Annotated in this window: 25 protein-coding genes; 3 read left to right on the top strand and 22 right to left on the bottom strand. The window is 40.8% G+C overall.

Going from position 1 to position 26,536, the window contains the following annotated elements:
• Positions 1-11: 11 nt before the first annotated feature.
• From ffh to I2H52_RS02240, 5 genes are all read right to left on the bottom strand, one after another.
• Positions 12-1,583: a signal recognition particle protein gene (gene ffh, locus I2H52_RS02255; RefSeq protein WP_195594008.1), complete on the bottom strand. Its 1,572-nt coding sequence runs from the start codon at positions 1,581-1,583 to the stop codon at positions 12-14.
• A gap of 15 nt (positions 1,584-1,598) precedes the next feature.
• Positions 1,599-1,814, bottom strand: coding sequence for a 2-oxoglutarate:acceptor oxidoreductase (locus I2H52_RS09685; RefSeq protein WP_229104476.1), 216 nt, complete (start codon positions 1,812-1,814; stop codon positions 1,599-1,601).
• 2 nt (positions 1,815-1,816) lie between these two features.
• Positions 1,817-2,149 (bottom strand): putative DNA-binding protein, encoded by a 333-nt coding sequence (locus I2H52_RS02250; protein WP_000402066.1) that lies wholly within the window; start codon positions 2,147-2,149, stop codon positions 1,817-1,819.
• Positions 2,150-2,290: 141 nt separating this feature from the next.
• On the bottom strand, positions 2,291-3,487 hold the full coding sequence (gene tuf / locus I2H52_RS02245) for an elongation factor Tu (RefSeq protein WP_195594005.1): 1,197 nt from the start codon (positions 3,485-3,487) through the stop codon (positions 2,291-2,293).
• A gap of 227 nt (positions 3,488-3,714) precedes the next feature.
• A complete protein-coding gene (locus I2H52_RS02240; protein WP_195594001.1) occupies positions 3,715-4,824 on the bottom strand; it encodes an AI-2E family transporter in 1,110 nt (369 codons plus the stop codon).
• 103 nt (positions 4,825-4,927) lie between these two features.
• Between I2H52_RS02240 and pbp3 the strand changes: the two genes are divergently transcribed.
• Positions 4,928-6,169: a D-alanyl-D-alanine carboxypeptidase PBP3 gene (gene pbp3, locus I2H52_RS02235; protein WP_195593998.1), complete on the top strand. Its 1,242-nt coding sequence runs from the start codon at positions 4,928-4,930 to the stop codon at positions 6,167-6,169.
• A gap of 29 nt (positions 6,170-6,198) precedes the next feature.
• On the opposite strand, the gene sdbB is transcribed toward pbp3, so the two are convergent.
• From sdbB to I2H52_RS02190, 9 genes are all read right to left on the bottom strand, one after another.
• Positions 6,199-6,744 (bottom strand): thiol-disulfide oxidoreductase-associated lipoprotein SdbB, encoded by a 546-nt coding sequence (gene sdbB, locus I2H52_RS02230; RefSeq protein WP_000755591.1) that lies wholly within the window; start codon positions 6,742-6,744, stop codon positions 6,199-6,201.
• An 11-nt stretch (positions 6,745-6,755) separates the two neighbouring features.
• Positions 6,756-7,463 (bottom strand): thiol-disulfide oxidoreductase-associated membrane protein CcdA2, encoded by a 708-nt coding sequence (ccdA2, locus tag I2H52_RS02225; protein ID WP_000443809.1) that lies wholly within the window; start codon positions 7,461-7,463, stop codon positions 6,756-6,758.
• Positions 7,464-7,590: 127 nt separating this feature from the next.
• Complete coding sequence (locus I2H52_RS02220; protein ID WP_195593995.1) at positions 7,591-8,451, bottom strand: methionyl aminopeptidase; 861 nt, start codon at positions 8,449-8,451, stop codon at positions 7,591-7,593.
• 15 nt (positions 8,452-8,466) lie between these two features.
• The gene (gene spxR, locus I2H52_RS02215) at positions 8,467-9,744 is read right to left on the bottom strand and encodes a CBS-HotDog domain-containing transcription factor SpxR (RefSeq protein WP_045617003.1); all 1,278 of its coding nucleotides are present in this window, start codon (positions 9,742-9,744) and stop codon (positions 8,467-8,469) included.
• Complete coding sequence (locus I2H52_RS02210) at positions 9,737-10,288, bottom strand: GNAT family N-acetyltransferase (protein ID WP_045617002.1); 552 nt, start codon at positions 10,286-10,288, stop codon at positions 9,737-9,739. The genes spxR and I2H52_RS02210 overlap by 8 nt, the downstream gene beginning before the upstream one ends.
• Before the next feature lie 15 nt (positions 10,289-10,303).
• Entirely contained in the window at positions 10,304-11,563 is a 1,260-nt protein-coding gene (locus tag I2H52_RS02205) for a UDP-N-acetylglucosamine 1-carboxyvinyltransferase (protein WP_045617001.1), read from the bottom strand.
• 154 nt (positions 11,564-11,717) lie between these two features.
• The gene (gene pyk / locus I2H52_RS02200; protein WP_007521685.1) at positions 11,718-13,223 is read right to left on the bottom strand and encodes a pyruvate kinase; all 1,506 of its coding nucleotides are present in this window, start codon (positions 13,221-13,223) and stop codon (positions 11,718-11,720) included.
• 64 nt (positions 13,224-13,287) lie between these two features.
• A complete protein-coding gene (gene pfkA, locus I2H52_RS02195) occupies positions 13,288-14,295 on the bottom strand; it encodes a 6-phosphofructokinase (RefSeq protein ID WP_045617000.1) in 1,008 nt (335 codons plus the stop codon).
• A gap of 80 nt (positions 14,296-14,375) precedes the next feature.
• Positions 14,376-17,477, bottom strand: coding sequence for a DNA polymerase III subunit alpha (locus I2H52_RS02190; RefSeq protein ID WP_195593991.1), 3,102 nt, complete (start codon positions 17,475-17,477; stop codon positions 14,376-14,378).
• Between the two features lie 386 nt (positions 17,478-17,863).
• Between I2H52_RS02190 and I2H52_RS02185 the strand changes: the two genes are divergently transcribed.
• Positions 17,864-20,137, top strand: coding sequence for a Xaa-Pro dipeptidyl-peptidase (locus I2H52_RS02185; RefSeq protein ID WP_045616998.1), 2,274 nt, complete (start codon positions 17,864-17,866; stop codon positions 20,135-20,137).
• Positions 20,138-20,155: 18 nt separating this feature from the next.
• Positions 20,156-20,626, top strand: a complete 471-nt coding sequence (locus I2H52_RS02180) for an arginine repressor (RefSeq protein WP_195593987.1) — start codon at positions 20,156-20,158, stop codon at positions 20,624-20,626.
• 35 nt (positions 20,627-20,661) lie between these two features.
• On the opposite strand, the gene I2H52_RS02175 is transcribed toward I2H52_RS02180, so the two are convergent.
• The 8 genes from I2H52_RS02175 to rpoD form a co-directional block, all read right to left on the bottom strand.
• Complete coding sequence (locus tag I2H52_RS02175; RefSeq protein WP_000502578.1) at positions 20,662-20,826, bottom strand: hypothetical protein; 165 nt, start codon at positions 20,824-20,826, stop codon at positions 20,662-20,664.
• Positions 20,827-20,835: 9 nt separating this feature from the next.
• Positions 20,836-22,146 (bottom strand): GTPase ObgE, encoded by a 1,311-nt coding sequence (obgE, locus tag I2H52_RS02170; protein WP_195593985.1) that lies wholly within the window; start codon positions 22,144-22,146, stop codon positions 20,836-20,838.
• 71 nt (positions 22,147-22,217) lie between these two features.
• Entirely contained in the window at positions 22,218-22,352 is a 135-nt protein-coding gene (locus I2H52_RS02165; protein WP_000863851.1) for a DUF4044 domain-containing protein, read from the bottom strand.
• A 30-nt stretch (positions 22,353-22,382) separates the two neighbouring features.
• A complete protein-coding gene (locus I2H52_RS02160; protein WP_000735791.1) occupies positions 22,383-22,571 on the bottom strand; it encodes a PspC domain-containing protein in 189 nt (62 codons plus the stop codon).
• 20 nt (positions 22,572-22,591) lie between these two features.
• Entirely contained in the window at positions 22,592-23,917 is a 1,326-nt protein-coding gene (locus I2H52_RS02155) for a glycosyltransferase family 4 protein (protein WP_195593982.1), read from the bottom strand.
• A gap of 8 nt (positions 23,918-23,925) precedes the next feature.
• The gene (locus I2H52_RS02150; protein ID WP_195593979.1) at positions 23,926-24,969 is read right to left on the bottom strand and encodes a glycosyltransferase family 4 protein; all 1,044 of its coding nucleotides are present in this window, start codon (positions 24,967-24,969) and stop codon (positions 23,926-23,928) included.
• A gap of 112 nt (positions 24,970-25,081) precedes the next feature.
• Entirely contained in the window at positions 25,082-25,411 is a 330-nt protein-coding gene (locus I2H52_RS02145; protein ID WP_000331934.1) for a metal-sulfur cluster assembly factor, read from the bottom strand.
• Positions 25,412-25,425: 14 nt separating this feature from the next.
• Positions 25,426-26,535 carry an RNA polymerase sigma factor RpoD gene (rpoD, locus tag I2H52_RS02140; protein ID WP_000201890.1) on the bottom strand — a complete coding sequence of 370 codons (1,110 nt, stop codon included), beginning with the start codon at positions 26,533-26,535 and terminating at the stop codon, positions 25,426-25,428.
• Between the last annotated feature and the right edge of the window lies 1 nt (position 26,536).

Genomic DNA, 26,536 nt, shown 5'->3' with positions numbered 1-26,536 from the left:
CTTTCCTTTTTTTATTTACGCTTCTTCTTCGCTTTTTTCATCTTGTTAGCCATGCGTTTCATAGACTGTTTCATGGCAAACTCACCAATTTTACCTTTAAGTCCACCACCAAACATCTGACTCATATCTGGCATTCCAGCTCCTCCAAGAGCTGACATATCGGGCATTCCACCTTGCCCCATCATTCCTTCAAGAGCAGACATATCCATTCCTCCCATATTTGGCATGTTTTTAGGAAGGTTATTGGGATTGAAGCCCATCTGCTTCATCATCTTGTTCATATCACCAGACATGACACCCTGCATGAGCTGTTTCGCCTGGTTAAAATCCTTGATGAATTTATTGACTTCGACAAAAGTATTTCCAGAACCTGCAGCGATACGACGGCGACGACTTGGATTTAATAAATCCGGATTTTCACGCTCCTCAGGTGTCATCGAAGATACGATAGCACGTTTGCGAGCAATCTGGCGCTCATCCACCTTCATGTTTTGCAGGGCTGGATTGTTAGCCATACCTGGAATCATCTTGAGCAAGTCTTCCATCGGCCCCATGTTTTGCATCTGATCCAACTGATCGATGAAATCATTGAAATCAAAGGTGTTTTCTCGCATCTTCTCAGCCATTTCAAGGGCTTTTTGCTCATCGTATTCTTGAGAAGCTTTCTCAATCAGAGTTAGCATATCTCCCATGCCAAGGATACGGCTTGACATACGGTCTGGGTGGAAGGTTTCGATATCTGTAATCTTTTCACCTGTACCGGTGAATTTGATAGGTTTTCCAGTGATATGACGAACAGACAGAGCCGCACCACCACGAGTATCCCCATCAATCTTGGTAAGGATAACCCCAGTCACTTCCAACTGAGCATTAAACTCACGCGCAACATTGGCCGCTTCTTGACCGATCATGGCATCAACGACGAGCAAAATTTCGTTTGGTTGAGCCAAGGCCTTAACATCACGAAGCTCATTCATCAAAAGCTCATCAATCTGTAAACGACCCGCCGTATCAATCAAAACATAGTCGTTGTGGTTGGATTGGGCTTGTTCCAAACCTTGACGGACAATCTCAACAGCTGGAACTTCTGTTCCAAGTGCAAAGACAGGCACATCAATTTGTTGCCCCAAGGTTTTAAGCTGATCAATGGCAGCAGGACGATAGATATCCGCCGCAATCATCAAAGGACGGGCATTTTCTTCCTTCTTGAGTTTGTTGGCCAATTTACCAGCAAAGGTTGTTTTACCAGCCCCCTGCAAACCGACCATCATGATAATGGTAGGAATCTTAGGAGACTTGATAATCTCAGCCGTATCGGAACCTAAAACAGCTGTCAATTCCTCATCAACGATTTTAATAATCTGTTGTGCTGGATTAAGCGTATCAATAACCTCGTGTCCGACTGCACGTTCACGAACCTTCTTGATAAAGTCCTTCACAACTGGCAAGGCAACGTCGGCTTCCAATAATGCTAGACGAATCTCTTTGGTTGCTTCTTGAACATCTGCCTCAGAAATTTTTCCTTTTTTACGTAAATTTTTAAAGACGTTCTGTAAACGTTCTGTTAAACTTTCAAATGCCATTATTTTCTCCTATTTTTAATTCAGTGGAAATCGTCCGAAATTTTGCAAACACTCTAGTTCTTCGGGTGTGACTTCTTTCATGATTTCATTTGGATATCCCCAACAGCTAAAACCTACTTGCATAGCCTTGGAGATATCATTGGGTGAAATAATCTGTAGTCGAGTTGGAAATGGTTCCTCTGCAGCTAATAGTTTGCAAGGTATTCCTTGGTAAATGACAAGACTGCCCATGGTTACTCCCGATTATCAATGCTTGTTAAAATTTCTATCTGCTCCTGCAGAAAGTCATCCTTAGGATATCGCTCCAAGATCTGGTCAAAAATCTGACTGCGGACAATGTAGTCTGAGTACATGTGTAATTTCATCTCATAGTCTTCTAAAATCTTTTCTGTTCGCTTGATATTGTCGTAAACAGCTTGACGACTAACACCGAACTCTTCAGCAATCTCAGCAAGACTATAATCATCAGCATAGTAGAGTTCAATATAGTTCATCTGCTTGTCTGTCAAAAGCGCAGCATAAAATTCAAAAAGCGCATTCATACGATTGGTTTTTTCGATTTCCATAACCTTTATTATACCAAAAAAACGATTATACTGCTAGAGTAGGAGCACTTTAAATAGATCAAGAACAAAAAAAGAACCTTGCAAGGCAAGATTCTTTTAGTGTCTGACTTAAATAATTGTTCTTCTGGGAACTTAATCGAATTAAGCTTCGATTTCTGTAACCATACCTGAACCAACAGTACGTCCACCCTCACGGATAGAGAATGTAGTACCTTGTTCTACGGCGATTGGGTGGATCAACTCAACGTCGATAGTCACGTTATCACCAGGCATTACCATTTCAGTACCTGCTGGAAGTTCGATTGAACCTGTAACGTCAGTAGTACGGAAGTAGAATTGTGGACGGTAGTTGTTGAAGAATGGAGTGTGACGTCCACCTTCTTCTTTAGTAAGGATGTAGACTTCACCTTTGAATTTAGTGTGTGGGTTGATTGAACCTGGTTTAGCGATAACTTGTCCACGTTCGATTTCGTCACGTTGAATACCACGAAGAAGTACACCTACGTTATCTCCGGCAAGACCTTCATCAAGTTGTTTACGGAACATTTCAACACCAGTAACAACTGCTTTTTGAGTTTCGTCTTTGATACCAACGATTTCGATTTCGTCGTTGACACGAACAGTACCACGGTCGATACGTCCTGAAGCAACAGTACCACGTCCAGTGATTGAGAATACGTCTTCGACTGGGAGAAGCAATGGTTTATCTGTATCACGTTCTGGTTCTGGGATGTACTCATCAACAGTATCCATCAATTCCATGATGATATCTTCGTATTTAGTATCACCTTCAAGTGCTTTAAGAGCTGAACCTTGGATAACTGGAAGATCGTCACCTGGGAAGTCGTATTCTGACAAGAGGTCACGGATTTCCATTTCAACCAATTCAAGCAATTCTTCGTCGTCTACCAAGTCAACTTTGTTCATAAAGACGATAAGGTGTTTAACACCAACTTGACGTGAAAGAAGGATGTGTTCACGAGTTTGTGGCATTGGTCCGTCAGTTGAAGCTACTACAAGGATAGCTCCGTCCATTTGAGCGGCACCAGTGATCATGTTTTTAACGTAGTCCGCGTGTCCTGGAGCGTCGATGTGAGCATAGTGACGTTTTTCAGTTTCATACTCAACGTGCGCAGTGTTGATAGTGATACCGCGTTCGCGTTCTTCTGGAGCAGCATCGATAGACGCATAGTCTTTAGGTTGGTTAACTGCTGAAGGCAAGCGACGTGCCAAAACAGTTGTGATAGCTGCAGTCAAAGTAGTTTTACCGTGGTCAACGTGTCCGATAGTACCAATGTTAACGTGTGGTTTACTACGATCGTATTTTTCTTTTGCCATTTGAGTAAAAGCCTCCAATAAAATATATTTTATAGATAGACAGTAGGCAATACAGTCTAACTTTCCTTACTATTTTATCAAATTTCTGCTAAATTGCAAGTGTTTTACACATATTTTGTGAATTAATCTGTATCTTACAAAGTGCTGTTCTTCTGCTTCTTTATACAATTCAAGCTTATTTCATTCAAGCGGTATTATGTTCACAAAAAAATCAGGTTTCCCTGATTCTAAATGGATTCTGATTTTTCCAGTTCTTTAGCTTCCTTATGATTTTTATATAATTTTGCCAAGAACTTAGTGATTTCTTTGAGAATAGAGTAGGTTGGTACTGCTACAATCATCCCGATGACGCCGTAGATATTACTTGACAATAAGAGAAGTACCAAAATCGTAATCGGGTGTACTTTCATAACCCCTCCAACGATACGTGGATAAAGAACATTTCCATCGATTTGCTGAATAATCAGCATATAGGCAACCGCAATCAGCATACGATGAGGATCCGTGAATACATTCGCAATCACCATCGGAATCAAGCCAATACTTGGACCAACATAAGGAATCAAATTTGCGATTCCAGAGAAAATAGCAAAGACTAAGGCATACTTCAAGCCAATAACACTGTAACCAACATAAGCTAAACATCCGATTATGACAGCATCAATCGCAATTCCACTGATATAACGTGCTACAGTTGCGTTGAGATTGGTTAAGAGGCTAGAGAGATTTAATTTGTCATGTTTTAAGACAGTTCGTTCCAACATAGGTAGCAACTTATGACCATCCAACAAGAAATAAACCAAGAAGACGGGGGTCATAATTAGAATCAGAACCGTGCTAAACAAGGCTGAAAGGACACTGCCTAAGCTATTGCTAACGCTATTAAGGATATTTTGGAGAATATCGACATAGGATAGATTTAACTGTTGAATGGTTTTTTGGATATCAATATTTTGGAAAATAGGATTCATCGACAAATCAATAACCAAATCTTGCAATCTACTATAGATGTTTTGACTAGAAATAATCAAGCTAGTCAACTGATTAATCAGAATTGGTAAGAGATAAACAACCCCTACAACGATGGCACCAATTAAAGCACAGAGAGTGACCAAGACACCAATTAAACGATGAATCTTACATCTCTTTTCCAAGAAGGTAACGATTGGATTGGTAATGTAGTAAAAAAATCCACCTAACAAAAATGGAATCATGATGGTATTCACAACCGTCACGAAAGGAGTAATAATCGCTCCCATCTCTCTCCAAAGATAGAAAATCAGTGTTAATAATAAAATTTCAGCTGTCCAAAAAAATAATTTGTTTCTACGGAACATAGGCATCCTCCTCTATTTATTTTATCATATTTCTTCAAAAGATAAGATGGCTTTAGTATAAAAGCGAGAATATTTTTTTTCTTTATGATAAAATAAAGCTAATATGAAAAAAATAATTCTATCTTTTATAATACTTTTTGTTTTTGGAACAGTTTCTACTGTTTCTGCTCAGGAGTTTGATGTTGCTGCTAAACATGCCATTGCTGTCGAGGCTACAACTGGAAAAATCCTCTATGAAAAAGATGCAAATCAGCCTGTAGAAATTGCTTCTATTACGAAACTGGTTACAGTTTATTTGGTCTATGAAGCTCTGGAACAAGGAACTATCAGCCTATCTACACCTGTCGATATTTCGGACTATCCTTACAAACTTACAACTAATTCTGAGGCGAGTAACGTCCCTATGGAAGCTCGAAATTATACTGTTGAACAACTATTAGAGGCTACAATGGTATCCAGTGCAAACAGCGCTGCGATTGCACTAGCAGAAAAGATTGCTGGTTCTGAGAAAGACTTTGTAGACAAGATGAGGGCTAAACTTCTTGAATGGGGAATTCAAGATGCAACTATTGTAAACACTACTGGTTTAAATAATGAGACCCTTGGCGATAATATCTATCCTGGTTCTAAAAAAGACGATGAAAACAAGTTGAGTGCCTACGACGTTGCAATAGTCGCTCGTAACCTCATCCGAGATTATCCTCAAGTTTTGGAAATCACCAAAAAGCCAACTTCTACCTTTGCAGGACTTGAAATCCACTCAACCAACTATATGTTGGAGGGAATGCCTGCCTATCGTGGTGGTATTGATGGACTAAAGACAGGTACTACTGATAAAGCTGGTGCTTCATTCGTTGGGACAACTGTCGAGAAAGGGATGCGTATTATTACGGTTGTTCTGAATGCAGATCAACAAGATACCAACCCTTATGCACGTTTTACCGCAACTTCTGCACTTTTAGATTATATTTCTGCAAACTTTGCCTTAAAAACTGTCGTTCAGAAAGGTGAAGCATACAACGATAGTAAAGTAACAGTTCTTGATGGTAAAGAAGACAATGTGACAGCTGTCGCTAAGTCAGATATTTCCATCGTCCAACGCATCGGAAGCGGTACTACACCAGCCCTCCAATTCACACCGAAATCAACATCAGAAATGGCTCCATTGAAAGAAGGCAAGGTTGTTGGTACTCTAACCTATGATGATCAGGATTTGATTGGCCAAGGTTATCTTACTTCCGACAAACCATCTTTTGAAATGGTTTCTGAAAAGAAAGTAGAAAAAGCCTTCTTTTTGAAGGTTTGGTGGAATCAATTTATCCGCTTTATCAATGAAAAACTATAAAAAAATCGCGAACAATCGCGATTTTTTCTTTATTTCATTTCTTTAAAAGCCGCTTCTGCATCAGCGTTGCTAATAGCACCAAATTGGATTTTTCCGATTTTACCTTGACTGTCAATCAAGTATTCTGTTGGAATACTACGAATTTGGTAGGCTTGGAAGGTAGTTGCTTGCGTATCATATAGAACTGGAATATCCTTGTAGCCTTGTTCTTGGTACCATTTTGGAAAGTCTTGAACTGTTTTTTCACCTTGTAAACCAGGTGCAATGACACTCAAGATTTCAAAGTCTCGATCTTGTTTGGCAGCTAGTTCCATCAACTCAGGCATGCTTTTTTTACATGGTCCACACCAAGAAGCCCAGAATTTTAAATAGACCTTTTTCCCTTTATAGTCTGATAACTTGACTTCTTTGCCATCCATAGACTGCAAGGTGAAGTCTGGCGCATCCTTACCGACTGCGATTTGTTGTACAGCAGGCTGTTTGGGACTGCTTGTCTGTTTGGTTTCTTTTTCACCACAGGCAATCAACAAAAATAGAGACATGAGGCTCAATCCAGCAAAAATAACTTTTTTCATTTTTTCTCCTTTTATCCAAGAATTCCTGACAAGGCATTTAACTGCCCTAGCATTAATAACAATCCCATCAAAATAATCAAAGCTCCGCCGATTTTCTTTAGTAGAATCATATGGGGTTTTAATTTACTAAAATAGGGCATAATCCAGCCCGAAGCCAAGGCCAAAACAATGAAAGGAAGGGCCATTCCCAATGTGTATACTAATGTTAACACGGCTCCTTGCCAAGCACCATTACCACCTGAAGCCGCCAGAGCCAAGACCGAACTTAAAACGGGTCCGATACAAGGGGTCCAACCAAAACTAAAGGTTATCCCAAGTAAAAAGGCTGACAGATAGTGATTCGACTTTGATTGTTTGAAGGTGACTGTCTTTTGAATCTCCAGTTTATTGAAATGCAAGATTTCCATCTGGTGAAACCCTAAAAGAATAATGACTATTCCCATAGCATAACGAAACCAGTCTGCATAGAGCATGTGCCCTAGGAATCCAGCTCCAAATCCCAAAATAAAGAAAATGAGGGAGATTCCTGCAATAAAGCACAAGGTTCGAATTAAACCAGACCATGCAACGTCTCTTCCAAAAAAGCGAAAGCTTTTCGAATTTCCCTGATCATCCAGTAAAATACCAGCATAGACAGGTAGCAAAGGAAAGATGCAGGGTGAAAAGAAGGACAGGATACCTGCTAAAAAAACGGATACTAGAAATATAATCGACTCCAACGAATTACCTACTTTCTCAAAATTCTAATCCTATTTTACTACAAAAGAATAAATTTGTAAGAAGTCTGCTACGCTTATTTATTTTGACTAAAGTTGACACAAAAAAAGGAGCTAAGCTCCTTTCATTTTAATACGTTCCTTCTTCACCTTGACTAGTCAAGATAACAGGACCGTCTTTAGTAATCACAAACTGATGTTCATATTGGCAAGACAGGCCGCCATCTATAGTCTTATGAGCCCAGCCAGTCTTCATATCTGTATCGATTTCCCAGTCACCAGTATTGATCATGGGTTCAATAGTCAGCACCATTCCTTCACGGAGACGGAGTCCACGGCCTGCAATACCGTAGTTAGGAACCATTGGCTCTTCGTGCATAGTTGGACCAACACCATGACCAACCAAATCACGTACGACACCGTAACCGCGACTTTCAGCATATTCTTGAATGGCTGCACCAATATCACCGATACGATTGCCGACAACTGCTTGCTCAATTCCTACATACATAGCTTCCTTGGTTACGTCCATCAGTTTTTTCACTTCTTCAGACGGTGTACCAACCGCATAAGCCCAACATGAGTCAGCTAAACCACCAGTATAACTTTGGGTGTATTTTTTCATTTGTTCAACATTGTTGAAGTTAAGTTTAGAGACATTGAGGTCGGATTTGGCAATCGGACCACCCAGTACCATGTCAACCTTGAGCAAATCGCCATCTTTCAAGATGTAATGACGTGGAAAAGCATGAGCTACTTCGTCGTTGAGAGAGCAACAGGTGGCATAGGGGTAATCCATGACTGCCCCATCCACGCCAATCTGTAGAGGAAGGAAATTCTCTTCTTTACAACGTCGACGAACATACTCTTCTACTTCCCACATATCCACGCCTGGCTTAATCAAATCACGTAAGCCGATATGGATACTAGCTAGGAAATCACCAGCCTTGTTCATGGCTTCGATTTCACGTGCTGATTTTAAAGTTATCATTTTTTCTCCTAGATTCTAATTAATTTTAACCGTAACATTTGCTTTTGAAACAATCTGATGACCATGATAAATATCATAATCAATAATAGCTGAGCGTCTCGTGTGGTGAATAATCCGAGCCTGAATCCGCAAAGTATCATCTATCTGCACAGCCTGCAAGAAATAAATCAACATCTGTTCAATGATGAGATTTCGCCCGCTATTGACAACAAGGTCTTGGGTCATGTGATTGAGGATTTCAGCCAAGACACCATTAGCAAGTACACCATTTTTCTCCAACATGAACGGCTCAACAGTAATGACTACTTCATCGTGATGATAAGATAGTTTCTGCCCGATTTGCTCTGAAAAAGTTGGCAATGCTGATACCTGAGAACGGCTCATTTTTTCCATGACATCTCTTCGTGTTACGACCCCAAGTAGAGTCTGGTTACTTCGAACAACGGGAACCATCTCAAAGTCTTCGGCTATCATCCGTTGACTGACATTGGCAATATTGGTCGCTAAGCCTGTTACGAAGATACTTCGCGTCATCACCTTGTCAATCGTCGTGCTAGGGGATTTATCTCCTGCATCGCGCATAGTAACAATCCCAACAACCACTTGGTGCTGGTTAATGACTGGGAAACGACTACTTCTGTTCTTACGGACCAAGTCTAGATAGTCTTTGACTGTATCCGTTTCTCTCAAAAAACCATACTCATGACTGGGACGATAGAGCTTTTCGACTGTCAGAATATCGGTTTTGATTTGAACATTTGAGAGGGCTTTGTTAATCATGGTCGCTACTGTAAAAGTGTCATGTTTACTCCTCAGAACTGGAATCCCTTTTTTATTAGCCAACTCAAGAACATCGTTCTGCACATGAAAACCTCCAGTCACAAGGACTGCATTTTCATTTTCCAGCGCTAAAAGTTGAATGCGAGTGCGGTCCCCTACGATCAACAGACCACCATCATGGAGATAAGAGAGGATATTCTGCTCAGTCATGGCTCCAATAGAAAATTTACTAAACTCTCTCTCTAACCCTTCCTGACCAGCTAAAACTTCAGAGCTAGTCACTTCTGCGATTTCTGCATAGGTTAGCCGTTCGATAGCTACTTTCTTTGACTTGACACGTATGGTACCACTGCGGGGGCGAGTCTCAACAATTCCCCTATTTTCAGCTTCTTTGATAGCCCGATAGGCTGTTCCATCACTAACACCTAGGTGATTTGAAATACTACGAACACTAACTCTCTTCCCAATTGGTAACTCTTCCAGATAAGACAAAATTTCCTGGTGTTTACTCATTGAAATCTCCTTTTACGTAACGAAATTCAAGATAGTCCCTCATTTTTCGTGTATAGCGATCGCTCCCCTTAAACTGTCGGAAGAGACTAAATCCCGATTTTAAGGCTACTTTTTGGCTAGCTTGATTCTCCAGATGAGTGATGATGGATAATTGTTTTAAACCAAATTCTTCAAAGGAAAGTTGACAGAGTTTGCTAACAGCCTCTGTCATAAAACCTTGCGACCAAGCATCTTTTTTTAAGAAGTAACCAATTTCTGCCTCTTTTTTGATTTCATCGATTTTTTCAAATTTAATAGAGCCAATCATTTCCTGATTTCCTTGGAGACAAATTGCCCAAACTCCTAGAGGATTCTTCATAAAATAGTTAGCAAGTGCGTACTGACTTTCTTCCAAACTTGCTTGACTGGGAAAAATAAACTGCAAATTCTCAGGGTTTGAAGCAATGTCGAAAAATGCTTGACTGTCACTAAAAAAGAAAGGACGCAAATACAAGCGCTCCGTTTCAAAAAAAGAAAACATTGCTAATTTGGTCCAAATATTCATAATCACCTCAACGGCTTAGTCTTCAACGAGTATAATATCTGCTCCAAGACTACGCAATTTTTCAATAATATCTGAGTAGCCACGAAGGATAAACTCAATATTCGTAATTTCAGTCTGGCCTTGAGCCATCAAACCAGCGATGACAAGTGCTGCACCAGCTCGCAAGTCTGTAGCTTTTACACTTGCCCCGTGTAACTTACGACCACCGTTGTAGATAATGTGATCATTTGTAGTCGTAATATCCGCATCCATTTTTGCTAACTCAAAGACATGATTGACACGTTTCTCATAAATCGTATCAATAATGGTTCCACGACCTTGCGCAGTTAGTAAAAGTGGCGTGATGGGCTGTTGCAAATCGGTTGCGAACCCTGGATAGGGAGCTGTTTTAATATTGATAGCCTTCAAATCGGACTGTTCTTCAACGAAGATACTGTCTTCTGAGACCGTCATACGAACCCCCATTTCCTCTAGTTTAGCGATAAAGCCTTCTAAGTGTTCATAGAGAACGTTGTTAATGCGAATTCCTTTTCCTACCGCTGCAGCAAGTGAAATATAGGTTCCAGCTTCGATACGGTCTGGAATGACTTGGTGACGCGTCCCATGAAGTTTCTCAACACCATCAATAATGATAATATCAGTCCCTGCACCACGAATATGGGCCCCCATGTTGTTCAAAAGGGTAGCCACATCGATGATTTCTGGTTCACGGGCCGCATTTTCAATGACAGTACGTCCCTTTGCTTTAACCGCGGCAATCATGGTGTTAATCGTTGCACCAACGCTAACAGTGTCCATGTAAATACTTGCTCCGTGAAGCCCCTTGCCTTGGGCAGATAAATTCATATTATCTCCCTCGTAGCTGACCTTAGCACCCATGGCTTCAAAGGCTTTCAAGTGAAGGTCAATCGGACGAGGCCCCAGATCACATCCACCAGGAAGTCCAACTGTAGCTTCACCAAATCGACCTAAAAGACTTCCGTAGAAATAATAAGAAGCACGCAAGCTATTAATCTTACCATAAGGCATAGGAATGTTTTGAACGCCTCTTGGATCAATCTCCAAGACATCGTCATAACGCTTAACAGTTGCCCCCATAATCCCCATGATTTCGACAAGACTAGCAACGTCTGAAATATCTGGAACACAATCTAAAGTGACAATATCATCTGATAAGATAATAGCTGGAATAAGTGCTACAACACTATTTTTAGCACCACTAATGGTGATCTCACCTTGCAATGGACGTCCACCATTGATGACAATTTTTCTCATGTTTTACTCTTTCAAAATTTACTAAAAAGGTCTTTTCGTTCTATTATACCACAATTTTCAATTTTTTCCCATTCCTATTGATTAAACATTCCATTTCGATAAAAAAACCTATCATTCAAGCTGAACAGCTTGAATGATAGGTTTTAATGTTAGATTAACGTACTGTACGGATGCGCATTGTGTTTGTACGAACAGCTTCTCCAACTGGTACACCTGCAACGATAACGATATCGTCACCAGATTGTACAAGACCTGCTTCAACTGCTTTACGTTCAGCAATTTCGAACATATCGTCAGTTGATGATGGAGCATCTGTCAACATTGGGATAACACCCCAGTTCAACATCAATCCACGTTCTGTCAATTCGTCAAATGTCAATGCCAAGATATCAGCATTTGGACGGTATTTAGAAATCAAACGTGCTGTGTGACCTGTCTTAGTAAGAGTTACAACCAATTTGATATCCATTGAGTTAGTAGCGTCTTTAACAGCTGAAGCCATAACTTCTGTCTTAGAGTTACGTTCGAAAGTATCTGAGTTCAAACGTCCGTATTCGTTAAGAAGAGTTTGTGCGTTCTTGTCAATGGTAGCCATTGTTGTTACTGACTCAAGTGGGTATTTACCATTTGCAGACTCACCTGAAAGCATTGTTGCGTCAGTTCCGTCGATAACAGCGTTAAATACGTCTGATACTTCTGAACGAGTTGCACGTGGTTTTTCAGTCATTGTTTCAAGCATGTTTGTTGCTGTGATAACAACTTTACCTGCTGCGTTCACTTTAGTAATAATCATTTTTTGGTAAACTGGAACCATTTCAAATGGTACTTCGATACCCATGTCACCACGAGCGATCATGATACCGTCAGCAGCTTCAATGATTTCATCCAAGTTGTCGATACCTTGTTGGTTTTCGATTTTAGCGAACAATTGAACGTGGCCGTTACCAGTTTCTTCACAGATTGCACGAACTTCGTTAACGTCTTTTGCAGTACGGACGAATGAAATCGCGATGAAGTTAATACCTTGTTCAAGACCGAAGCGGATATCATCGTTATCACGTTCAGCAAGAGCTGGGAAAGGAATTTTAGTGTTAGGGATGTTTACACCTTTTTGTTTAGCGATCACACCATCATTTTCCACTTCAACTACAAATTCACGAGTTGCATCGTCTTTTTCTACAACGCGAAGACCCAATTTACCATCGTCAACCAATACTTGGCGGCCAACTTCAACGTCATCATAGATGTCAAGAGCACCAGCAACGTTCAAAGCAATCACTTCACGAGTTGATTTAATTCCTTGTTTAGTTGCAACACGGATTTTTTCACCAGTTTTGTATGAGTACTCTTTAGCTTCACCTTCGAACAACTCAGTACGGATTTCTGGTCCTTTAGTATCAAGAAGGAAACCAACTTTTTTACCTGCAAGTTTTTCTGCAAGTTTAACAGTTGCCATACGTTCACCTTGTTCTTGGTGGTCACCGTGTGAGAAGTTGAAACGGAAAGTGTTAGCTCCCGCTTCAATCAATTTAGCAATGTTTTTAGCTGAAGCTTCAACATCAAGTTTTTCACCCCAGTATCCGTCATCACCGAATTTCTTTCCACCACGGATTTCAACCGCAGGACCCAAAGTTGCAACGATTTTTACACGTTTATTCATGATTTGTGACTCCTTTATATAATTTGACCTTTTATGGTCATTTTACCAGATTAGTTAAAGTTGATTATGACAAGCTCTTGTTCAAGCTAGCAAGTCCAAGGTCAGCTTTGTGAGGGTTGTTAACAACGATTTTACCATCAGCTGTTAAGCTGAACAAGGCTCCTTCTTCTGCTGTTCCAAGAATTGGATTTTCAACCATTTTCTCGTTACGAATACCAACAGCTACACCACCGATTCCTTGTTTAAGAAGTTTAACAGCGTGTGCTCCCATACGTGACGCTAATACACGGTCACGAGCAGTTGGTGATCCACCACGTTGGATATGACCGAGTTCTGTGACACGAAGATCACTTGTGTCTCCAGCTTCTTTCAGCTTTTGACTAAACTCAGCCGCTGACATGACACCTTCAGCTAAGACGATGATGTTGTGTTTTTTACCGCATTCATAACCAGCTTTGATACTAGCTACGATATCTTCCATCTTGAAGCCTTCTTCAGGGATAATGATTTCATCAGCTCCAGTTGCGATACCAGCCCAAAGAGCGATATCACCTGCGTTACGTCCCATTACTTCAACAACGAAAGTACGATGGTGACTTGATGATGTATCACGAATCTTATCGATTGCATCCATTGCAGTAGTAACTGCAGTATCAAATCCGATTGTGAAATCAGTACCTACGATATCGTTATCGATTGTACCTGGAAGCCCAATAGCAGGGAATCCATGCTCAGTCAAGCGCATAGCTCCGTGATAAGAACCATCACCACCGATAACAACGACACCTTCGATACCGTGTTTTTTCAACTGCTCAATCCCTTTAAGTTGACCTTCAAGTTGTGCAAACTCAGGGTAACGAGCAGAATGAAGGAAAGTACCACCACGGGAAATGATGTCTCCTACTGAAGCAGCATCAAGTGGATAAATTTCGCCGGCAACCATACCTGCGTATCCATCGTAGATACCAAATACTTCCATTCCTTCTGAGATTGCTTGACGAACTACCGCACGGATAGCAGCATTCATACCAGGGGCGTCTCCACCACTGGTCAAAACAGCAATACGTTTCATTTGGTTATGCTCCTTTTTCTTTTAACATTCTTACTGATTATACCACATTTAATTGGAAAATTCTTCTATTTTCCGTATTTTTAGCGATAAATCGTTTTCATAACAATTCCCTCTAATTTTTCCTGTAAAAGGGGATCTTTTTTTACAAAATGTTGGGAGGAAACAATGGTTTTCTCTTCCTCAACATACCTGATAATTACAGGAATAGAGCCTTTATGTTGTTCTAAGATAGTTGAAATTTCTTTCTCATTGTCGTGATTTTTAACTTGAATCCAGAATCGTTCAGCGACTGCTTCTTTCAAATCTTGTGCAATCATTTGCAGACGACCATCTCGTGATTGAACTTTGCCATTGATGTAGTAGAATTTTCCTTCAGATAAGATGGAAGCGTATTTTCGATACTGATCTGAAAATACAGTCACATCCAGTCGAGACTTACCGTCATGAACCTGTAGAAAGGCCATACTCTCGCCCTTCTTAGTTCGAATGACTTTTATTTTTTGCACTTCAACTAGAAGAGTTACATGACTCCCCTCAGTGATTATAGAAATGGGCGTTGTCGGATAAAGAGCTTGTTTGGCAAGTGTTTGTAAAGGATGGGCACTGATACCAACCCCAATCAATTCCTGCTCCTTGTAAAATTTCTCCGCCTCTGTAAAATCATCAGCCTCCGTCCAACTATAGTTTGTATCCGCAAAGAGTCCTCCCAACTCCTCAACAAAGACAAATAAGTTTGGCAGATTCACTAAAATTTTCTGACGATTCTTATCAAATTCATCAAAGAGACCTAGTTCAACCAAAGGTGTCAAAAGTGACAGTTTCTTGTAATTCTTGGGGAGACGTGTGACGAAATCTTCGATACTTGAGAAGGGACGATTTTCAATAATCCAATAAGAAAAATCTCTTGGCATCCCTTTAATAGCTTTCAAACCAAGATAGATTGTTTTCTGGGTAATTTTATCGTGATAAGGAATACTATTGATTGCTAAAGGAGCCACTTCAAAGCCCATCTGCAATGCATCTACAATGTAATCGCTGCTAGAATAATTCAACATAACTTGAAAGAAAATAGCAGGATAGTGCGTCTTGAAATAAGCTAGCTGGAAAGCCAGTGCTGAGTAGGCATAGGCGTGGGATCTGTTAAATCCATAGCCTGCAAACTTTTCCATCACTGCAAAAACTTGGTTGGCCTTTTCTTCTGTATGCCCAAGTTTCATAGCTCCTGTTATAAAATCTTCCTTCATCAAATGCATTTCTTTAGCATTCTTCTTACCCATGGCTCGTCTGAGAATATCGGCTTTACCAAGACTGAATCCTCCAAAGCGCTGAGCCACCTGCATGACCTGCTCTTGATAGAGCATAATACCGTAGGTTGATGACAAAATGTCCTCCAAGGCAGGATCTAGTACCGTCACCTTTTCTTTACCATGCTTACGAGCCACAAAATTATCAATATAATCGCTTGCCCCTGGTCTGTTGAGCGATGTCGTTGCTACCACTTCTTCGAAGACTTGCGGCTTGACTCGTTTTAAGAGTCGAATGGCACCAGATTGTTCAAATTGGAAAATACCTTTCGTATTTCCAGCTGCAAAGAGAGCCAAGGTTTCTTTGTCTTCCAAATCAATCTCTTCGATTTTTAGATGTACGCCCTCTGATTTTGCAAGTAATTCTTGCATTTTTTGTACGAAAGTCAGGTTACGTAATCCTAGGAAATCCATTTTTAGAAGTCCATTGGCTTCAACACCATGAGCATCATACTGGGTGATGAGCATATCCTCACCATATTTTAGAGGAATATAGTCCGTCAAGTCTTGGTCACTCATAACGACTCCTGCCGCATGGATAGATGTCTGACGAGGATAACCTTCAATCTTACGAGCAATCTCAAAAGCTTTTTGGTATTCAATCTTGCTATTGATTATCTGCCTAAATTGCAAATTCTTTTCATAGGCCGTCGTTAGCGTATCTCGGAAACTGATTTTTTTAGTAATATTTGTTAATTCGTACTCTGGAACACCATAGCGTTTGAAAACATCACGAATTGCTTGTTTGGCTCCAAAAGTCGAATAGGTAACAATCTGTGCCACGTGTTGACTACCATACCGATCACGAACATAGCGAATGAACTCTGGTCTATAGAGGTCAGGGATGTCGATATCGATATCAGGCATGGTGTAACGCTCACGATTTAAAAAGCGCTCGAAAATCAAGTTCTTTTCAACCGGGTCGATTCCTGTAATATCCAGTGAGTAAGCCACCAGGCTACCAACCGCAGAACCACGACCCATTCCCATATAGTAGCCTTGAGAACGTCCAAAACGGAGCAAATCCCAAACTACAAGAAAATAGTCGTCAAAGCCCATATCATGAATCACAGCCAATTCCTCATTCAGTCGCTCATGATAAATAGCTGAGGTTACCCCCTTATCACTCAAACCTTGCTCAGCTCTCTCTCTAAGTTCTTCGACCGCTGGTCTTTCAGGATTAAAGCGAGGGAGTTTTAAACTTGGGTCGATTTGATAGCTTACGTTCTCTATCAGACCTTGGAGATTAGCAAGCGCCTGAGGGAAGCGATTTTTAAACCGTGCTTCCAAGTCTGAGGCTGGTAAAAAGATTCCTTGTTGTGAATGCAGATCCACTTCTCTCAGACTGACATTATCCTTGATTGCTGACAAGATTTGTAAAACTTGGATATCTTCTTTTTCAAAAGAGTTGACTTGATAGAGTGGAAGAATGGATCTAGTAAAGACTTCTTGAGGAGTATCTGGACTGACACCGATAAAATAATCATGCCCCAAATCTAACTGTTCGATTCCCTCAAAATAGGGAACAATAATAGCAATATCTTCGAGGTGGGAGGTAAAGTCAGACCAATTTTTCCGTCCAGTCATTTTTAAAGTGGATAACTTCATCAACTCTTGGTAGCCTTTAGTGGATAGGGCTAGAAAACGAAGAGAGAGATTCTCCTCATCTTTGACCAAAGTCATTTCTAGACCGACTAAAGGTTGAATGCCATACTTACGAGTCACTTCTAGAAAATGATAGGCTCCATAGAGATTGTCCACATCCATGATAGCAAGGTGAGAATAGCCATATTCTTTAGCCGTTTGTACGTATTTCTCAATCGAAACCACACTTTCCATAAAACTATAAACGGTCTTGGTGTCAAGCTGTGCAATCATTTCTTCTCCTCCTTGCTTTCGTTTTACTACTATTATACCATTTTAAGTTGGATATTGAAGCAACTCGGATGCTTTCTTTTCAACATCAGCATTTACAACCTCTCCGTCTTTCTTCCCTTTAATTTTTAATATTATAAGATGGATTTGAATGTCATTTTAGACATTTTTATACTAAGTAAAGTATAATAAAGCCGGACTCTATATGCAATTTCACATATAAAAAATTCTAAGAAAGGGCTCTTTATTATAGTATTTATTCATCATTTTATAATAACTTACTAAATAGGTATTCCGATTCACGAAATTTCTTGCATTAAAGTTTATTTATTCCATTTTTCCTTATTTTTTGATATAATAAATTCAGTCTGTTTTCAAAGGAGAGAACCATGCGTTTTAATCAATTTAGCTATCTTCCGACCTCTAGTTCTCAACAATTAGATGAACTAGCAAGTCTTGGTCTGAAATTGTCACCTCAACTGCCCTTAAAAAAGCAATTTGAAGACTTCATCCGCTGGAGTTTTTTCACTTATTCTAACACGGATTATGTCTTATCCACTTTGGCTGCAGATAACGGAACAGATCTATTAACTTTTTTCCAATCAGAGCGTGATTTGACTGCTGATGTTTTCTACACAGTAGTTTTTCAACTTTTAGGGTTTAACTATCTTGTTGACTTTGAGGACGCCGAACAATTCCGTAAAGAAACTGGATTTCCTATTGTTTATGGTGATCTCATCGAAAATCTTTATCAGTTACTCAATACGCGAACGAAAAAAGGAAATACGCTCATCGACCAACTTGTTAGTGACGGACTCATTTCAGAAGACAATCACTACCACTACTTTAACGATAAGAGCTTGGCAACCTTCTCTACTCATGATGTCATTCGTGAAGTTGTGTATGTCGAGAGTCGTGTGGATACTGATAAAGACAGTCTCCCTGACTTAGTCAAGGTCAGCATTATTCGCCCGCGTTATGATGGACAAATTCCTTCAGTTATGACTGCCAGCCCTTATCACCAAGGAACCAACGTCAAAGCTAGCGATAAAGCTCTCTACAAAATGGAAGGGGAACTTGAGGTCAAACCTGCCCACACCATTGAGCTTGAGGAGCCTAAGTTGAATTTAGTCGAGCCTCTCGGTCAAACTGAACTCGTCTCTGAAGTTGAAGAAAAGTTAGCTCATATCAATAGCTCATACACTCTCAACGACTACCTCCTCCCACGAGGATTTGCCAATCTCTATGTATCAGGTGTTGGAACTAAAGATTCTCAAGGTCTCATGACCAATGGGGACTACCAGCAAATTGAAGCCTATAAAAACGTGATTGACTGGCTTAATGGTCGTTGCCGTGCTTTCACAGACCACACGCGCAAACGTCAAGTCAAGGCTGATTGGTCAAACGGCAAAGTCGCAACAACAGGAATCTCTTATCTAGGTACCATGTCCAATGGTCTCGCCACCACTGGTGTTGATGGCTTGGAAGTAATCATCGCAGAAGCAGGTATCTCCTCATGGTACAACTACTATCGAGAAAATGGTCTGGTGACTAGTCCAGGTGGTTATCCGGGGGAGGATTTTGACTCACTTGCTGAATTGACCTACTCCCGTAATCTCCTAGCTGGTGATTATATTCATGGTAATGAAGCTCATCAGGCAGACCTAGAGAAGGTAAAAGAGAAACTCGATCGCAAGACTGGTGACTACAATCAGTTTTGGCATGACCGCAACTATCTGCTCAATGCTCATAAGGTTCAAGCTGAGGTCGTCTTTACGCATGGTTCTCAAGATTGGAACGTCAAACCTCTTCATGTTTACCAGATGTTTCATGCTCTTCCAACTCATATCAATAAGCACCTCTTTTTCCATCATGGTGCCCATGTCTACATGAACAACTGGCAGTCAATTGACTTCCGCGAGTCCATGAATGCCTTGTTAAGTAAAAAATTGTTAGGACTTGACTCAAGCTATCAACTCCCTACTGTCATCTGGCAGGACAATACTGCACCGCAAACATGGCAGAGCCTTGACGACTTTGGCAAACAGAATAAACTGCATACTTTACCACTTGGAACTGAAGAAAAAGTGATTCAAAACCAGTATGATCAAAAAGATTTTGAACGTTATGGAAAGACTTACCAGACCTTCAACACTGAACTTTACCAAGGAAAAGCTAATCAGATCACCATTGACCTTCCAGTAAGTCAAGACATTCACTTAAATGGTCGAGTGGAGCTGAAACTTCGTGTCAAATCAAGTACGAATAAGGGATTATTGTCTGCTCAAGTCCTCCAACTAGGACAACAGAAGTACCTTCAACCCTATCCAGCGGTTCAATCAGTCCGAACCATTGACAATGGTCGTTACCACATGTTAGAAAATCTCTGTGAACTGCCATTCAACCCAAGTGCCCAACGTGTCATCACTAAAGGCTACCTCAATCTTCAAAACCGAGATGATCTCTTGACAATCGAAGAAATCCAACCAAATGAATGGATGGACTTCAAGCTAGAGCTTCAACCAACTATTTACAAACTTAAAGAAGGAGACATTCTCCGCTTAGTGCTCTACACAACAGACTTTGAGATTACAATTCGAGATAATACCGACTATCACTTGACTGTTGATTTAGCACAGTCTACTATCACTATTCCCTCATAAAAGGAGCTATTAACACTTATGAACAAATCTGAACACAGACACCAACTTATTCGTGCCCTCGTTTCAAAAAATAAAATCCATACCCAAGCGGAATTGCAAGTCTTGTTAGCCGAAAACGATATCCAAGTTACACAGGCTACCTTATCACGCGATATCAAAACCATGAACCTTTCAAAAGTACGAGAAGAAGACAATTCTTACTACGTGTTAAATACAGGCTCTATCTCCAAGTGGGAAAAACGTCTCGAAAATTATATGGAAGATGCTCTTGTTATGTTACGTCCTGTCCAACACCAAGTTATTTTGAAAACCTTACCCGGTTTAGCTCAATCATTTGGATCTGTAATTGATTCCTTAGACTTTCCAGATGTCGTTGCGACGCTTTGTGGAGATGATGTCTGCATGATTATCTGTGAAGATGCTACAAAAGCGCAAGCTTGTTTTGAAAGCCTTAAAAAATACGCACCACCATTTTTCTTTGGCGAATAACACAAATCCCGTGATCAAAAAATCACGGGAATTTTTTATTTCTTTGACTGTGTTTCTTCTTTCTTTGTGCGTGCTAATCGAAGAGCACGTTTAGGGTTGAGACGATTAAACAATTCTTCTAGTTTCTTTTCATTCCACACATCTGCTGCAGAAACAAAATTTCCATCTGCATCTCGGAATGATATCGGTTTATCTCCCATATCACTCTCCTAGTCTACAAATTCAAACTCAAATTTATCGATGCGAACCAAATCACCATCTTTGGCTCCACGCGCACGAAGGGCTTCATCAACCCCCATACCACGAAGCTGTCGGGCAAATTTCATAACTGATTCGTCACGGTCAAAGTTGGTCATGTTAAAGAGTTTCATAAGTTTTTCACCAGAAAGTACCCATGTCGCATCATCATCACGACTAATCTCAAAGGCTTTTTCTTCCTCGTCAAAGCCATAGTACGCCTCTTCTTCCATATCGGATTTATCATAGATTGGGAATTCTGGAGTCTTGTCCAACAATTCAGCTGTCGCATCCAAAAGAGTTGCCAAACCTTGCTTGGTCAATCCAGAAATAGGGAAGATGGCTGGAAGTTCCTCAAACTCGTCGTAGTTTGCTGTCAACTTTTCCTTGAAAGTTTTAAGATTTTCCTGACTTTCAGGCATATCCATCTTATTGGCTACGATGATCTGCGGACGTTCCATGAGACGAAGGTTGTAGGATTCCAATTCTTTATTAATAGCAAGGTAATCCTCGTAAGGATCACGACCTTCGCTAGCAGACATATCGATGACATGGAGGATAACTCGTGTACGTTCGATATGACGGAGGAACTGGGTTCCAAGACCAACACCTTGACTGGCACCTTCAATCAAACCTGGAAGGTCTGCTACTGCAAAAGATTCACCTGACTGCGTACGAACCATGCCCAAATTAGGGACAATTGTCGTAAAGTGGTAGGCACCGATTTTTGGTTTAGCTGAAGTGATGACACTAAGCAATGTTGACTTGCCGACAGATGGAAAACCGACTAGACCAACATCTGCTAAGATTTTCAATTCAAGTTGTAACTCACGTTCTTGACCTGGCTCTCCATTCTCAGAGATTTCAGGCGCAGGATTTTTTGGTGTTGCAAAACGGATATTTCCACGACCACCTCGACCGCCATGGGCCACGATAAATTCTTGACCATGTGCAATCAAGTCTGTAATGACTTTACCTGTTTCTGCATCACGTACAGTAGTTCCCTGTGGCACATGAACACGAAGGTCTTCTGCACCACGTCCGTACATTCCTTTGGTCATTCCTTTTTCACCGGAATCAGCCTTGAAATGACGGTTATAGCGGAAATCCATCAAGGTACGCAAGCCTTCGTCTACAACGAAAACAACGTTACCCCCACGTCCACCATCACCGCCCCAAGGACCACCATTCGGGACATATTTTTCACGGCGAAAGGCAACCATGCCATCGCCACCATTACCAGCCTTGACCCTGATCTTGGCTGTATCTAAAAACATACTCATATTTTCTTCTCGCTTTAAAAAGGCTGGGGAGAACCCAGTCATTAGTTATTGTTTCTATCCTCGCAGCTTGCTTAAAATCTGCTAAACGCTCCAAGCGCTGTCGCAAAGATACCAGCAAGGGTCACAAACAACATGATGAGCACGACAACAAGTGTCACTTTCTCAAACAATGTTTTTTTACGTTTTCCATTATCTCCAAAAGCCATAACTTCTCCTTTTCACTTTATAATTCTAATTTAATAGTCTGTCGAAACGGGTGCAACCACCCATAAAATGATGTAAGCAAGGATTCCTGCTCCATAACAAAATGCAAGAACACCCCAAACAACACGAACAATTGTTGGGTCAATATCAAAATAATGGGCAACTCCTGCACAAACTCCACCAATTATTTGGTTTTTTCCACTTCGCATTAATTTTTTCATAATATTTTCCTCTTATTCTATTATTTGAATTCATCTTTCCAATAATCTCTGATGCTGGATAATTGCTTCCGAGAAGCCCGTAAAATACGCTTAGACTCTTTTACTGGACTTGTAACAGCCTGTTGGGGTAGATATAAAATCGTTTTCAAAAAGCGCTGACTGGCAGGTTTCCCATCATGTAATTCATGTTCAAAGTTATTTGAGATAATGGCATCAAGGTAAAACTCATGTACTCGTTTTCCAAAGTTCTCAGCCGAAATTTCGTACAACTTATCCGCCAACTTTTGTTCAGACATATCCGGGGTAGCGATTAATGCTTCAAGGATAGCTCCTGCAAGATCTCGTTCTCCATAATAGAGGGTTCCAAACATTTTGTCACTGATCAGGTTATCAAGATAGGAGTTGCCATGAGCGATAACAGGCGTTCCACTGGCTAGACTTTCTAGATAGGTTAAGCCCTGAGTTTCACTCGTTGAGGCAGAGATGAAGAAATCTGCAGCCTTATAGTATAAGGCTGTCTCGCTTGGAGCAATCATACCTGTAAAAATCACATGTTTTTGCAGGTTTAATTTCACTGCTTGCTCTTTCAGACTGTCCAGATAAGGACCGTCTCCAGCAACGACCAGCTTCACCTTATCTTCTTCTTTCAATACTTCAGCAAAAGCATCTAGGACTGCTTGGATATTCTTCTCAAAGGAGATACGAGAAAGACTCAGTAGCATTTTCTCGTCTTCCTGAATACCTAACTTCGAACGAAGTTCTTGCAAATTTTCCTCTTTAATCTCAGGTCGTTCAAACTTAGCTAGCTCAATTCCGGTTGGAATGACACGTTTTTCAACCTTGACTTTGTATTTAGATAAAAGGTCCCGAACAATCTCGCTAGGACAGATTACTCCATCTACATCACGAAGGAAACCACGTACTAGATATTTTACCATACTTGGACGAATCAACATTCCCTTAGCAATGTAATGCACATAGTCTTCGTACTGGGTATGGTAAGTATGGATAACAGGAATTCTCAATTCTCGTGCAATCCAAATCCCTAATAATCCAAGTGAAAATTCTGTCTGGGTATGAATGATATCGAGTTGATACTGCTTGGCGATTTCAAGTGCCTTTGTAAAACCTCTATAGGCAAATCGTCGATCTTTAAATGCAAAGAAAGGAACACTCGGAATTCGAATAATTTGCCAATCCTCGTAGCGGTTCACATCTTTATCTGTTGTTGTAAAGATAAAAACTGCATGGCCTTGCTTCTCAAGCTCTGTCTTCAAGGTTCGAATACTGGTCGCAACCCCGGAAACCTGAGGAAAATAGGTGTCTGTAAATAAACCAATTCGCATAGATTACCTCACTTTTTACCTAGAGCAGCCTGTTCCCGATAAAATTTTAACCAAATTCCCAGTAAACGCTCTTCTGAATACTGCTTGGATATCCTTTTAGCTTTTTCTTTCAATTCTTTCAACGCTTCAGGATTTTCTTTATATTCTAGGATTACTTCTCTCATCTCAGAGACATCACTTGTAGCACGATAATCTCCCTCAAGAATGACCTTATACAGGTCCAAATCCCTTAACATAATAGGAGCCTCGCAACTAGCTGCCTCTAAGATGGTCATAGGGAATAGTTCATTATAGCTAGGTAGTAAGAACAAATCAGCTAAAGCATACAGTTCCCGCATCCTCTCCGGTGACACAATACCTGGGAAAATTAGATTTTTAGGTGGATTGTCCATAATCTTCTTATAGCGTTCATAACCATCTGTTATTCCACCAAATGAAAAACCACCAGCCCAGATAAAGGTAATTTCTGGCAATTCTTCAGCAAGACGGATAAAGTCATCTATCCCTTTTCGTTTCTGAACCTGACCCGCACCAACCACGACAAACTGATCTTTGGCGAGTTCCATTTCTTCACGAAGTTGTGCAACTTGTTCAGCTGGTAATGGATGCCATTTTTCTTTATTTACGAAATTGGGAATATAAGTTATTTTTTCTCGTGGAATACCCGCAGCAACTAGATCCTCGATAAACATGGGATTAACCACCACCAAGTGTTCCATCCGATTGTAAAAGGAAAAAACATAGCGTTTGACAATTCCTTTTAGGAAAAATGGAATTTTCAAACTCCCTTCGAGTGTCTCAGGTAAGAAATGCACATAGCCAACTTTTCTCCCAGAGCGTTTCTTTTGAAATGTGGATAAATAATAAGGGAAATCAATGGTGTGAAAGTGGGTTACATCTGCCTCTACAGGAAGATTCTCCGTAACAATCAACTGATCTTTGGCATCACGATGAAGGAGACTCACCAATTCACGGTAGGCTCCTGATACTCCTTGACCAGCCACTTTTTCACTTGAACTTAGCATATTAATACGCAATTTTTTGTTTTCCATATTACTCATTATACCATTTTATTTCAAGAAAATCAGTAAAAGAAAGAAGAGACCAGAGGAAAATGGAGGGGCCCCTCTATTTTCCAATCGTCTCTTGTAATTTTCCAATCGATTACTTAATTCCTAGGGCGATACGCGCATAGCGACTCATTTTTTCAACCGTCCAGGCTGGATACCAGACCAATTTGACTTCGATATTGGTTACCTCAGGCACCTCTGTCATCGCATCGTGTATCTGGTCTGTTAAGAGGTCAGCCAGTGGGCAGCCCATAGTTGTCAAGGTCATATCAATTTCCGTGTGACCTGTTTCACCATCAAAACGAATCTCGTAAATCAAACCTAGGTTGACAATATCAATTCCCAACTCAGGGTCAATGACCTCCTCCAGGGCAGTCAAAATACGAGTTTTAATCGTTTCAATTTGTTCTTCTGTATAAGCCATATTATTCCTCACTCTTAATCTTCAATAAAATCACGAAGGGGTTTGCTGCGACTTGGTTGGCGCAATTTTCTCAAAGCCTTGGCCTCGATCTGACGGATACGCTCGCGAGTCACGTTAAAGACTTTCCCAACATCTTCAAGGGTACGCATTTTCCCATCATCTAGCCCGAAGCGCAAGCGCAAGACGTTTTCTTCACGGTCTGTGAGAGTATCCAAGACCTCATCCAACTGCTCGCGCAAAACGATTCGAGTTGTGTAGTCTACTGGATTTTCAATCACTTCGTCTTCGATAAAGTCCCCAAGATGGCTATCGTCCTCTTCACCAATCGGTGTTTCAAGTGATACTGGTTCTTGGGCAATTTTCAAGATTTCACGGACCTTGTCAGGTGTCATATCCATACGCTCAGCGATTTGTTCAGGTGTCGGATCTTGCCCCAATTCTTGAAGGAGATTACGCTGTTCACGGACAAGCTTGTTAATGGTTTCAACCATGTGGACGGGGATACGAATAGTGCGGGCCTGGTCAGCAATGGCACGGGTAATCGCCTGACGAATCCACCAAGTTGCGTAAGTTGAAAACTTGAATCCTTTAGAATAGTCAAACTTGTCAACTGCCTTCATCAAGCCCATGTTTCCTTCTTGGATCAAGTCAAGAAACTGCATGCCACGCCCTACGTAGCGCTTAGCGATAGAAACCACCAAACGAAGGTTGGCTTCGGCAAGACGTTGTTTGGCCTCGATATCACCAGCCTCAACAGCTAGGGCCAATTCTTTTTCCTCTTCGTTGGTCAAGAGAGGAACGACCCCGATTTCCTTCAAATACATACGGACTGGGTCATTAACCTTGGCAGAGGTTGAGCCAATCAAGTCCTCATCACTGAGTTCTGGTTCTTCTTCTGCACTAAGCACACGCGCACTTGGATTTCCTTCGTTGTCTGTGATAGAAATTCCAGCATCTTGAATCCGTTGCAAAAGGTCTTCAATGCCATCTGCATCAAGGGCAAAAGGAATAACCAGACTTGAATTGATTTCGTCATCTGTTGCTGTTCCTGTTTTTTTGTGGTTACGGATAAAGTCTGCTACTTGCACATCAAATGTGGTTACTTCTTTTTGTTTTGTTGCCATT

Origin of the sequence: Streptococcus oralis, from assembly GCF_015561235.1 — a bacterium.
In the GTDB taxonomy this organism is placed as follows: Bacteria; Bacillota; Bacilli; order Lactobacillales; family Streptococcaceae; genus Streptococcus; species Streptococcus oralis_BK.
This window is presented reverse-complemented; position numbering and strand designations above follow the sequence as displayed.

Bases quoted from the DNA above. Each gene is read 5' to 3' on its own strand.
- ffh (WP_195594008.1), bottom strand. From the start codon at position 1,583: ATGGCATTTGAAAGTTTAACAGAACGTTTACAGAACGTCTTTAAAAAT.
- I2H52_RS09685 (WP_229104476.1), bottom strand. From the start codon at position 1,814: ATGGGCAGTCTTGTCATTTACCAAGGAATACCTTGCAAACTATTAGCT.
- I2H52_RS02250 (WP_000402066.1), bottom strand. From the start codon at position 2,149: ATGGAAATCGAAAAAACCAATCGTATGAATGCGCTTTTTGAATTTTAT.
- tuf (WP_195594005.1), bottom strand. From the start codon at position 3,487: ATGGCAAAAGAAAAATACGATCGTAGTAAACCACACGTTAACATTGGT.
- I2H52_RS02240 (WP_195594001.1), bottom strand. From the start codon at position 4,824: ATGTTCCGTAGAAACAAATTATTTTTTTGGACAGCTGAAATTTTATTA.
- pbp3 (WP_195593998.1), top strand. From the start codon at position 4,928: ATGAAAAAAATAATTCTATCTTTTATAATACTTTTTGTTTTTGGAACA.
- sdbB (WP_000755591.1), bottom strand. From the start codon at position 6,744: ATGAAAAAAGTTATTTTTGCTGGATTGAGCCTCATGTCTCTATTTTTG.
- I2H52_RS02220 (WP_195593995.1), bottom strand. From the start codon at position 8,451: ATGATAACTTTAAAATCAGCACGTGAAATCGAAGCCATGAACAAGGCT.
- spxR (WP_045617003.1), bottom strand. From the start codon at position 9,744: ATGAGTAAACACCAGGAAATTTTGTCTTATCTGGAAGAGTTACCAATT.
- I2H52_RS02210 (WP_045617002.1), bottom strand. From the start codon at position 10,288: ATGAATATTTGGACCAAATTAGCAATGTTTTCTTTTTTTGAAACGGAG.
- I2H52_RS02205 (WP_045617001.1), bottom strand. From the start codon at position 11,563: ATGAGAAAAATTGTCATCAATGGTGGACGTCCATTGCAAGGTGAGATC.
- pyk (WP_007521685.1), bottom strand. From the start codon at position 13,223: ATGAATAAACGTGTAAAAATCGTTGCAACTTTGGGTCCTGCGGTTGAA.
- pfkA (WP_045617000.1), bottom strand. From the start codon at position 14,295: ATGAAACGTATTGCTGTTTTGACCAGTGGTGGAGACGCCCCTGGTATG.
- I2H52_RS02190 (WP_195593991.1), bottom strand. From the start codon at position 17,477: ATGATTGCACAGCTTGACACCAAGACCGTTTATAGTTTTATGGAAAGT.
- I2H52_RS02185 (WP_045616998.1), top strand. From the start codon at position 17,864: ATGCGTTTTAATCAATTTAGCTATCTTCCGACCTCTAGTTCTCAACAA.
- I2H52_RS02180 (WP_195593987.1), top strand. From the start codon at position 20,156: ATGAACAAATCTGAACACAGACACCAACTTATTCGTGCCCTCGTTTCA.
- I2H52_RS02175 (WP_000502578.1), bottom strand. From the start codon at position 20,826: ATGGGAGATAAACCGATATCATTCCGAGATGCAGATGGAAATTTTGTT.
- obgE (WP_195593985.1), bottom strand. From the start codon at position 22,146: ATGAGTATGTTTTTAGATACAGCCAAGATCAGGGTCAAGGCTGGTAAT.
- I2H52_RS02165 (WP_000863851.1), bottom strand. From the start codon at position 22,352: ATGGCTTTTGGAGATAATGGAAAACGTAAAAAAACATTGTTTGAGAAA.
- I2H52_RS02160 (WP_000735791.1), bottom strand. From the start codon at position 22,571: ATGAAAAAATTAATGCGAAGTGGAAAAAACCAAATAATTGGTGGAGTT.
- I2H52_RS02155 (WP_195593982.1), bottom strand. From the start codon at position 23,917: ATGCGAATTGGTTTATTTACAGACACCTATTTTCCTCAGGTTTCCGGG.
- I2H52_RS02150 (WP_195593979.1), bottom strand. From the start codon at position 24,969: ATGGAAAACAAAAAATTGCGTATTAATATGCTAAGTTCAAGTGAAAAA.
- I2H52_RS02145 (WP_000331934.1), bottom strand. From the start codon at position 25,411: ATGGCTTATACAGAAGAACAAATTGAAACGATTAAAACTCGTATTTTG.
- rpoD (WP_000201890.1), bottom strand. From the start codon at position 26,535: ATGGCAACAAAACAAAAAGAAGTAACCACATTTGATGTGCAAGTAGCA.